Source organism: Bordetella petrii, assembly GCF_020991325.1.
In the GTDB taxonomy this organism is placed as follows: Bacteria; Pseudomonadota; Gammaproteobacteria; order Burkholderiales; family Burkholderiaceae_B; genus Bordetella_A; species Bordetella_A petrii_E.
Genome location: NZ_JAJMLX010000406.1, coordinates 1 through 2,941, shown reverse-complemented (window position 1 = coordinate 2,941; position 2,941 = coordinate 1). Strand labels below are relative to the sequence as shown.

5 protein-coding genes are annotated in these 2,941 nt (G+C 68.0%); 1 reads left to right on the top strand and 4 read right to left on the bottom strand.

The genetic code is table 11. The features are described from left to right. Positions 1-254: 254 nt before the first annotated feature. The gene (locus tag LPZ50_RS23745; protein ID WP_230665315.1) at positions 255-629 is read left to right on the top strand and encodes an MAPEG family protein; all 375 of its coding nucleotides are present in this window, start codon (positions 255-257) and stop codon (positions 627-629) included. 158 nt (positions 630-787) lie between these two features. On the opposite strand, the gene LPZ50_RS23740 is transcribed toward LPZ50_RS23745, so the two are convergent. The 4 genes from LPZ50_RS23740 to LPZ50_RS23725 form a co-directional block, all read right to left on the bottom strand. Then, on the bottom strand, positions 788-1,225 hold the full coding sequence (locus LPZ50_RS23740) for a carboxypeptidase-like regulatory domain-containing protein (protein WP_230665314.1): 438 nt from the start codon (positions 1,223-1,225) through the stop codon (positions 788-790). A gap of 115 nt (positions 1,226-1,340) precedes the next feature. Further along, on the bottom strand, positions 1,341-2,111 hold the full coding sequence (locus LPZ50_RS23735) for an NRDE family protein (RefSeq protein WP_230665313.1): 771 nt from the start codon (positions 2,109-2,111) through the stop codon (positions 1,341-1,343). Between the two features lie 12 nt (positions 2,112-2,123). Then, on the bottom strand, positions 2,124-2,606 hold the full coding sequence (locus tag LPZ50_RS23730; RefSeq protein WP_230665312.1) for a YbaK/prolyl-tRNA synthetase associated domain-containing protein: 483 nt from the start codon (positions 2,604-2,606) through the stop codon (positions 2,124-2,126). Between the two features lie 10 nt (positions 2,607-2,616). Next, the coding region (locus LPZ50_RS23725) for a TolC family protein (protein WP_230665311.1) at positions 2,617-2,941 on the bottom strand (325 nt) is incomplete at its 5' end.

The window sequence follows — 2,941 nt, the reverse complement described above, 5'->3', positions numbered from 1 at the left end:
GGGTCCAGCGCGCCGTGCCACCAGGCCCAGGCATAGCCCGCCGCCAGCGGCGCCAGCGCATAGGGGCGGGTGGGTGCCGGCCACAACAGCGCGGCCGCTGCGCACAAGGCAAGCCAGGGGAACAGCGCGATCATGGATAACGGCATGGTGGCGGCAATGCGACGAGGAAGCGGCAAGCGTACCCGAAACGTCGCGAGCCGCCACGCCCTGGTTTACAGTGGGCGGGCGCATTCCCGCGCCGCGACGAGACGACTATGACGATCCTGACTTGCCTGTTGCTGGTGGCGGCCCTGCTGCCGGCCCTGACTGCGCTGGCCGCCAAGGCCGGCGGCCGCGGATTCGACAACAACGAGCCGCGCGCCTGGCTGGCGCATCAGCAGGGCTGGCGCGCCCGGGCCAACGCCGCCCAGGCCAACGCCTTCGAGGCCTTGCCATTTTTTTTCGCGGCCGTGCTGCTGGCCTTGCATAACGGCGCCGACGTCATGCAGCTGGCCGGCCTGGCCGCCGTGTGGCTGGTACTGCGCGTGACCTACGCCGGCCTGTACATGGCCGGCATGGGCACCCTGCGTTCATTGGTATGGGCGCTGGCGGTGGTGGTGAACATCATCATTTTGTTCGCGTCGGCGTGAAAAGCCGCGGCAAACGAGCGATCACGGGTGTTCACGGGTTTCTGGCTTCCGCGAGGGTGCCAGAAACCGTTCAACTGAGGCCTTCGTAGCGCATGACGATGCCTGGCATCTCCCGAGCCAGGCACCCAGCCGGGCGCCCGCGACAGACATCCGCACCCTCAGGTGCTCCAGGTGAACATCTCGCGCCGCGTCCCCTGGTCGCTTACCTGCACCTGGCGGGTTTGTTCGTTGCCCTTCAGGCTGGCCGATATCTTGTACTGGCCGGCCGCCAACTTGACCAGCAGATAAGGCCCCTTGGCCGTGGTGTCCAGCACCGCCTGGCCTTGCGCGTCGGTAATGGTGACGTGTACGTCGGCCAGATAAGCGCCGCCTTCTTTGGCGGCGAAAGTCAGCACCAGGGGATAGCTGCTGCTGGCGGCCTTCATGGCTTCGGACTCATCCTGGCCGAAGCCGCCGGAAATGTACTGGACCTGGCCCTGCTGCTGCACCGGGGGCAGGGCGGACGTGGTTTGCGCGGCCACGGTGCCGACGGCCAGCGCCAGGGTGCAGGCGGCCAATGCCGTGGCCATGCGGGAACGTTCATGGCGTTTGTTCATGGGCGTGCTCCTGGAAAACCCGGCAAGAGGCCGTAGCCAGGACGGCGGGCCTGGGCTGCCGGGACATGGGCTTTAGAGTAGATCGCGATGGCGAAGTTCGCCACCGCTGCAATCTTCATGCCTGCCAGCGGAATTCCAGGTCGCTGTCGCCCATGGGCAGGCCATCGGGCCCGAAGCGGCGCTCGTGCAGTTCGCCGTGCCCGTTGGTATGCAGGGCCAGCACCGTGGAGCCGCGCGTGCCGTAATCGGGGCTGACGATGAACGGGCTGCTGAGCAGGCGTTCGCGTTCCAGGCCGATGCCGGTGTCGGGCAGGCTGGCGTCGTCGGCCGGTGTGCCGTCGCGCAACGTGTCGTACAGGGCGGGCAGGTCGGGTTGCGGCGCGCGATCCAGCACGCGCTCGAACGCGGCCTTGGTGCGCGCCAGCTTGGGCCAGGGGGTGTCCAGCAGGTGATTCGACACGGCATAGATGCCGGGCGGCAGGGCCCGGGGCCCGCCGTCGCGGTTGCTGGCATACCATGCCGTGCGGACATCGCCCACGATCAGGTTGAAGCCGTTGTACAAGGCGCCGCGTGCATGCACGGCGGCCAGGTAGTCGCCCGGTTCGGTATCGCCGCGCAGATAGTCTTCCACCAGCGCGCCGCGCGAGGGTGCATCGGCCAGCAAGTGCAGCGGGTCGCGGAAATTCGTGACGATAGCGTAGCGGCCACGCTCGTCCGCTCCCATCCAGGTGCCGCCCGCGCGCAGGTCGCGCCCGGCGTAGATGGCGGGCCGGCCCGGCCACGCGGAAGCGGGTTGGGTGGGGCGGGCATGGAACTCATCGCGGTTGGCGGCTATCAGCACCGGTACGCCGGGCAGGCGATGCAGGGCCAGGACGGCAAGGCACATGGTGTTATCCGTTCAGGCGTGCACGAACGGCGCCTGCAGGGGCTGCGCCAGGCGGAAGTAGTCTTCGGTGCCCATGACAATGGACGCATCCAGCCGGCCGGCATTGAAGACGATTTCGGGGTGCCGTTCGCGCAGCGTGGGGTCTGCCAGCAGCGACAGTTCCTGGTTGAATGAAAAAGGGGGAATGGCGCCGATTTCACAGCCCGTGAGTTCGCGCGCCTGCTCGTGCGAAGCCAGCGATGCTTTCTTGCCGCCGGCGGCCAGGGCGATGGCGGCCAGGTCGGCCTGCCTGTCGGCCGGGAATACCGCCAGTACGTGCTTGCGCTGGTTCGAGGTGATTTTCACGCGGCATACCAGGGCCTTGGTCCCCTGGCTGACGGCGGTGCCACGGATGACGGCGACTTCTTCGGACTTGCCGGAGGGCTCGTGGCGCAGCAGGCGATAGGAAATCCGGTTTTCAGTGAGCAGGGCTTGCAGTTGCAGGAAGACATCCATGACGGGCGGATCAGCGTGATGGCGAATGGGAGGATGATACGCCGTCCGGCTCTTCGTTCCACCAGCCGCCGCCCAGGGCCTGCAGCAGGGCGGCGGTGTCGGCGTAGCGGTCGGACTGCGCCTGGATGCGATCCGCCCGCACGCGCAGTTGTTCGCGTTGGGCGTCCAGCAGGGCCAGCTGGCTGACCCCGCCCACCTGGTACTGCCGCGCCGTGATGTCGTAGGCGGCCTGCGCCTGCCGTTCGGCCAGCGCGCGCGCCTGCAGCGCATCGGCATCGGTTTGCAGCGCGCGCAGCGCGTCGGCCACTTCCTGGAAGCCGCGCAGCACTGTGTCG